The sequence below is a fragment of the Bacillus cereus group sp. BfR-BA-01441 genome (assembly GCF_022663075.1).
In the GTDB taxonomy this organism is placed as follows: domain Bacteria; phylum Bacillota; class Bacilli; order Bacillales; family Bacillaceae_G; genus Bacillus_A; species Bacillus_A cereus.
The window spans coordinates 1-6,823 of record NZ_JAKUEU010000142.1 but is presented as its reverse complement, the minus strand read 5'-3'; the positions used below and the strand labels follow the sequence as shown (position 1 = coordinate 6,823).

Here is a 6,823-nt window from a genome sequence, read left to right as displayed (position 1 = left end):
CAATTTTTTCTTTTTCTTCTTGTTCTTTCTTAATTTCCGCGAACGTTGTTTCTTTTTTAATTTTCAATTTTTCTGGCAATGTTTCAATTAATTCTTCCATATAGTTAGTGATTTTTTCTAAGAAAACATCTTGTGAAGCTTTACCGTTATGGATATTTTCTAAATATCGCTCCCAATTCGCTGTCATTTTAGCACTACTAAACAACGTTCCCTTCAAGGATTCACACAATACTTTCCCTTTTGTGGTTGTAACTAATTTCCCGCCTGATTCTGTAGATACATATTTAAGCGATTTTAACCTTTCAATAATATCAGCCCTAGTTGCAACAGTTCCTATTCCACTTGTTTTCTTCAAGATTTTTTTATCATCTTCATCTTCAATATTAGGGTTCTCCATCATTTCTAAAAGTTTCGCTTCTGTCATTCGTTGAGGTGGTTTTGTTTTACCTGAATGCATTTTCAAATCAACATCTACAGGCATAGATTCTATTAAAATCGGAAGACTTTTTTCTCCTTCTTCCTCTTTCTCTTTACCCTTTTTCTTCGAATCGCTTTTTGAAGGCTCTAGGAAGCTATTTAAGACTTTCCAACCTAAATTAATATCAATTCTACCAGAAGCGATAAACTCAACGTCACGAAGACTTACAGTAGCTTTAGTTACGTCATAAATGTAATCACCTAGAAACATTCTTAAATTCGAAATTGCAATCAATTTGTATAGTGCTTTTTCATCTTGTGTTAACCCTTCAATATCTGGTGTTTTCGATGTCACCATTAAAGCTGAATGTTCTTCAACTTTTGAATCGTCCACGTATGATTTATTCGGAGTATCATTTACCCATTCAACTTTAATATCTAATGTTTCAGCCACATCATCACGACATTTTAAAATATCTTTAAATTCGCTTTCTCCAATCACTCTAGAATCTGTACGTGGATAACTAACAAATCCATTGTCATATAAATTTTGCAATGTATCTAAAACCTTTTTCGCTGTAAATCCATACTTCTTACTAGCTTCTTTTTGTAGATCTGTTAAATTGTACAAAGTAGGTGCTTTTTGGTTTTTTGTACTTTTCTCCACACTCTTAATTCGCCCATGATTCATGCCGTTTTTTAAACCTTGTTCTTTTAAAAATTTATTTAATTCTTCTTTTGAATCAAATCTTCTTTTATCTTTTAACTCTACAGGGAAAGTTCCAGATTCAGTTTCCGCTAACCCATGCAATTCAAAAAATGGAGTAGAAACAAATGAATCAATTTTTTGATCCAACTCATAAACCATAAATAACGCTGGCGTTTGTACCCTCCCAAGAGAAAAAACTTCAAATTTAGGATAATTATAGTTTTTATTGATTAAAATGGAAATTAAAGGTGAGCCATTCATCCCCACAATCCAGTCCGCGTACTGTCTCGTTTGTGCTTCTATGTAGTATCCATATGTTTCTTCTTTCCCTCTAAGATTTTCAAATGCTTCACGCATTTTCGAATCAACTAGCTGATCACACCACATACGTTTAATCGTTTTATCTTGTGCATTAGCTTGCTCAATTATAGAGTAAGCAATTAATTCACCCTCTCTCCCAGCATCGGTAGCCACAACCACCTCTTCGCACTTATTTAATAATGATTTCACAATATTAAATTGTTCTTTTTTAGAGCTATCAACTTTTTTCTTAAATTCATTTGTTTTAGGAATTAAGGGTAAATTCTCTATATTCCATTGTGCATATTTTTCACCATATGCTGGTGGAAGTTCTAATTCCACCAAATGGCCTACCCCCCAAGTAATAACAGCACCATCAGGGAATAAAGGATCTTCAACTGATATATACCCTTGTTCTCTTTTAGTTTTCTGGAATATTTTAGAATAAGCTATAGCTTGTTTTGGTTTTTCAGCAAGTATTAATGTATTCATATATTAAGACACTCCTCTTTATAAATTTTCTTTAACTCTACAAGTTCAAAAATTTATTGAATGAAATTTTTATAATCTACATCTTGACCAACTTTTCGTTCTACTTCTTTACCATTCTCAAATTTAATAACTGTAGGTACTTTTTCCAAGTTATATTTCTTAATTAAATCTTTATAGAATAAAACATTAATTTGAGAATAATTCACTTGCTTTTCTTTCGTGATTTCATTTAATTCTGGTGCTAATTTATGACAAGCTTTACAATCAGCTTTAAAAAACATTACATATACTGGCTTTTCGCTCGAATCTTTTTCAATCTTTTCTTTTAACATATCCTCATTAATTACATATTTAAAATTAGGATCTTTTAATGTTGATATTGTAGCTGGATCTAAATCTTCTGTTTTATAAACTGATTCAATTCCATCTTTTGCACTAGGTAAATCATTTAATTTTGCATAAACTCGACTAAATATAGTACAACCAATGATTAATAGGACACTAGAGAAAAGAAGAATCAAATTGATCCTTCTTCTTCTTCTCTCTCTAGCCCCACTTAGTAAATCTCGTTTTCTTTTTTCAATTTTTTCTTCTTTACTAAGTTTAGCCACTTTTAAAACCCCTTTCCAATTACATTACGTATCCGAAGAATAATAAAACTACACCTACAACACATAATAAAATAGCAATATTTAAAGTTACCTTTTCTGGAAAACGTTTAACTTTTTTATAAAATGAAAATAACAAATATCCCCCCATAGCTAGTAAAAAGCCCAAAACTAGAAAAATATTAGATACCGAAAATATCTCACTAAAAAAATTCATCCCTTTTGTTCTCCAATCTATTTATTCTCTTCTACGTAATTAACAGTTATATAGCGATTTTGAAGTTGTTTATATGCATTATCTTTTCGACCTTTAACCCCATCTAATTTCGTTTGCAACTCTTTTGCTTTATCCCCTTCATTATTTTTAGTGGCATTATCTAATTCTTTTTTTAATTTATTAAATTCACCTTCTAATTGACTATAATTTTTATAATCATTATTTAATTGTTGTTGAATTTGGGTTAATGCCATTAATTCATTAGTTAATGCAATATCTTCTGTTTTCCTTGCTTTCTTTTCTTTTTCTCTAATAAAGGTTTCCAGTTCAGCTTCTTGATTTGTTAAATAGTAAGCCTTAACAAGTTCATTCGCTCGTCTTTCATTAATTTTCTTTAAACTTCCAGCTATATTAATAACAGATTGATATTCTTTGTTAATCGTAGCTAAATCAAATTTTAATACCTTGTCATCACTAGCAATTACGATTTTTTCAAAGTCCTCTTTACTTTCTTGTTTTTCCTGTTTAGAAATTTTCTTTACAAATTTATCCCCTATTCTATAAGCTGAATCTGGTTCAGTTTTAAGGGCTTTTGTATACTTACCCTGTTCTAAATAAAAATCAATTAAAACTTTTTTATCTTTTTCATCTAAGTTGTCATACCCTATATGATCTAAGTCAGCATAAGCTTTTTCTTTATTACCTGAAATATAACTTCTATATGAAGCAATGGTCTTATCTTTAATCTCTTGTTTTTCTTTAGCTTCTAATTCAGTATTGTTATTAGTAGCAAGAGTTGGATAATAATAAGCTCCAAACGTTAATACCGCCAACATACTTATAGTTATAATTCCACCTTTAGGAGTTAAAATTTTATCCGCGATTTTCACACCCATTGGGCGAGTATCTTCTTCTAACTGTTGATTTGAATTACCGCTAGTTTTTAAGCTTTGTTTTAGCTGATCTTTATAATCCACTTGTTCTTTTTTCTCTTTTTTCTTTCCTTTTCCAAAAAATTTCTTTTTAAATTTACCTGATTTTTTCGCTTTTTCTTCTTCCTTATTTTCAATTTTTGTTACTTCCTCATTTATCGCCTTTTCAATTGCTTGCTCAATATCTTCAAGTGTTTTTGAATTTAAGATAGCTTCCGCAAATGCAATAACTTTATCAGATTGATTTATAAAATCATTTCTTTTAGGTTTTGTTGAAATTTTATCTAGCGTTGTTAATCCAATGAAAATTAATGACCTAATTCCATCTACATAACTTCTTTTTATATGTAAAGGGAATCCTTCATATTCAAATAACAATGCCTTGATATTGAATGATTGCGTATCAAATAAGAAATTTTCTTTTTCCCAAAGAATACGTTGGTTTGTTTTAATCTCCATTTTCCCTAATTCAATAAGTGAATTAAAAATTAATAATTGTTGTGAAAAATCATAAAACCTCACATCAATAAAAGGCTTTTTATTACGTAGATCATATTCCATTTCAAAATAATCACCATTATTCCGAAGATCTGTAGAGTAAATAAACAATTCACTCATACCAAATTTTTCTATACCTTGAATATAAGCAAGAGATAAGCTGTCTTTAGTTGCACTGGGACTTAACTTAGAATAAGGAATTTTATATACCCCTTCATTCCCTGAAATTATGATTTCACCGTAACGATTAATAACCCTTTGCACATTCCGAACCTCCAATACTTTATAGGATTTGTATATAAATATCATACCACAAAATATAAAGAATGTATAGTGAATATACATTCTTTATATATTGAATATACTATTTTTATCTTCTAGATAAATATCTAGTCACTGATTTAGCTCCACTCATCATAGCTCTACCACTACCTGAACTATTACCGAACTGTCCTAATAATGAAGGAATTGTAATTGCTACAATGAAAAATGCAATACCAGTGATTGAATCCGTTAATGTTGTTACAGGATCAAAACTTAAATGAGCGAATGTTCTAATTCCAAGAACAACACATAAAGCTTGTAACCCCATTGTTAATAATCTAGAAATCAGAACTCTCAACCAAACATTAAAGAAATTGTATTCTGTATTTAACATTGTCGTAATTGCAACAGGCCCTGTTACATACAGAACACTGATTAAAGCTATAGAGTAATACATTTGTAGAATTAAGACTAAAATTAAAACAGCCACAATTGCTAAGAAAATAATTGTCATACTAAATGAACCCATAAACATCATATTCAATGACATTAATCTTCCTACATTTTCTGTAGCTGATAATCCAGCCATTAATGGATAATTGACTAAATACTGAATATTCATTATAGCTTTAAAGAAAGAAACATATCCAAACACTAAAAATCCAGCAATTACAAAGGTTATTACTTTTTCGTTTCCTTCTTGTGTAGCACTTTGCATATCTGTTAAACGTAAAGCAACCATTTTAAAGATTTGGAATATAAAGAATAATAATAGTAAACCTCTTGTGATTGCACGAAATGCACTTAGATAATCATTTAAAATGTTGTTTTGTAAAATATCTGATGGTTTTAAAACAACCTTTGAAAAAGGGATCATAGTCCAATTAATAATACTAGTTGTCGAACCATACACAACATTTGTAATATGACAAGAAACTTCTGTCCAACCACAATCAAATTCACCTTTTACATAATTTAATTTTTTTATTAAATCAATATCTGGATCAGCCGAGCCTTTGCCAGTAACTTTTTCCCTAGCTTCTTTCCACTTTTCAATTTCATCTTTATAAGCATCATAAAGTTTCCCTTTTCCTTCTGGAACTTCTTTTAGTCCAGATCCATCAAATTTGTTTTCTTTAAGATTCTTATCCATTTCACTCTTCAATGTTCCTTCATCCCTATTCAACGCATCATCGGCCGAGGTGCTACCACCACCAGTTTCAACAGCATAGGTTGAGAGAGAGAAAGAAAACGAAAATACTAAGATAAATACACTCAAAATCACTTTGATCCATCTTTTTCTATTCATTACAATAATCCTTTCCATTGCGGAATCCAGAAAAATATCAAGCTTCCAACAAGAGTTATTGCTATAAATCCTATACAACAATAGAAACAAAATAATTTAAATCTAAATTTTTCTAAATGCTCTCTTAAAAAATCATTTTCTGTTTCTACCTCTTCATTTAAACCATACCTTGTCATCATCCTACTTTTTTCATAATTTACTGGGACAACAAACAATTTGTACAACACTTTTTCTAATAAAATACTAAACTTACTTTTATAACCATCAAGATCACTTTTATTCACAACCAACACCTCCGATACTATGTAGGATTAATATACAATCATTATACCACATTGTATATAGAATGTATAGTGAATATACAAAGAATATATATTCACTATACATTCTAATCACTTATTTTTATGGATGTTGAAATGTATTATTTATACCTAACAACTCAAACTCTTCAATTTTATTACTCTCTAAATTTACTTTCACTTTATATAATTCACTTACACTTGGATTATCTTTTGTTTCTACACTATAAGTGGATTTAACTTGTACTAGAGCGTTAATGTTTTTATCTTCTATAACCTGTCTGTACACCTCTATATTTTCGACCCTTTTTTCAATTCTAATTTTAGGTGCTTTCGCATCCCCACCAGAACCTTTTTGATTCTCAACAGCTTGATCTGTCATATATTTTTTAGCCAAATCAAATCGTTTAACATAATTTTCATTATTATAATTAAACAAAGTATTCATCGCTTTTGTAATAATATCTTTTGCTTTCATTTCATTAGCATTTAAACCATTTATTTTTTGTAATTCCTCATATTTTGTATTTAATTTCTTATAATCCATTGCTACCTTTTCAACTTGCGCCTTTGATTCCCTAGCGGTATTTTGATATTCACTACTTTCCGCTTTAAAATGGAAAGTAGTAAACGCTAAAGCTACAGTTGTAATGCCTAGAACAACACTAGTATAAACACCCTTATAAGATTTCTTTTCTGAACGTCCCATATTAACCTCCTGATTATATTATCCTTTTATTCTTCCAAATCCAGCAAAATGTTGTTGCCAGTAAGAACC

Annotated in this window: 6 protein-coding genes; all 6 read right to left on the bottom strand. The window is 29.8% G+C overall.

The window, feature by feature from the left end; all coding sequences use genetic code 11:
• Positions 1–1,918 (bottom strand): DNA topoisomerase III (topB, locus tag MR107_RS28615; protein ID WP_242293041.1); only part of this gene is annotated, 1,918 nt, incomplete at its 3' end.
• A 53-nt stretch (positions 1,919–1,971) separates the two neighbouring features.
• Positions 1,972–2,529, bottom strand: a complete 558-nt coding sequence (locus MR107_RS31775) for a thioredoxin family protein (RefSeq protein ID WP_098780933.1) — start codon at positions 2,527–2,529, stop codon at positions 1,972–1,974.
• Between the two features lie 231 nt (positions 2,530–2,760).
• Complete coding sequence (locus MR107_RS28605) at positions 2,761–4,437, bottom strand: hypothetical protein (RefSeq protein ID WP_001189996.1); 1,677 nt, start codon at positions 4,435–4,437, stop codon at positions 2,761–2,763.
• Between the two features lie 106 nt (positions 4,438–4,543).
• Positions 4,544–5,746 carry a conjugal transfer protein TrbL family protein gene (locus MR107_RS28600; protein WP_242293040.1) on the bottom strand — a complete coding sequence of 401 codons (1,203 nt, stop codon included), beginning with the start codon at positions 5,744–5,746 and terminating at the stop codon, positions 4,544–4,546.
• A complete protein-coding gene (locus tag MR107_RS28595) occupies positions 5,746–6,030 on the bottom strand; it encodes a hypothetical protein (protein WP_001042952.1) in 285 nt (94 codons plus the stop codon). Before MR107_RS28595 ends, MR107_RS28600 begins: the two co-directional genes overlap by 1 nt.
• A 118-nt stretch (positions 6,031–6,148) precedes the next feature.
• The gene (locus MR107_RS28590; protein ID WP_098634715.1) at positions 6,149–6,754 is read right to left on the bottom strand and encodes a hypothetical protein; all 606 of its coding nucleotides are present in this window, start codon (positions 6,752–6,754) and stop codon (positions 6,149–6,151) included.
• Between the last annotated feature and the right edge of the window lie 69 nt (positions 6,755–6,823).

Bases quoted from the DNA above. Each gene is read 5' to 3' on its own strand.
- MR107_RS28600 (WP_242293040.1), bottom strand. From the start codon at position 5,746: ATGAATAGAAAAAGATGGATCAAAGTGATTTTGAGTGTATTTATCTTA.
- MR107_RS28590 (WP_098634715.1), bottom strand. From the start codon at position 6,754: ATGGGACGTTCAGAAAAGAAATCTTATAAGGGTGTTTATACTAGTGTT.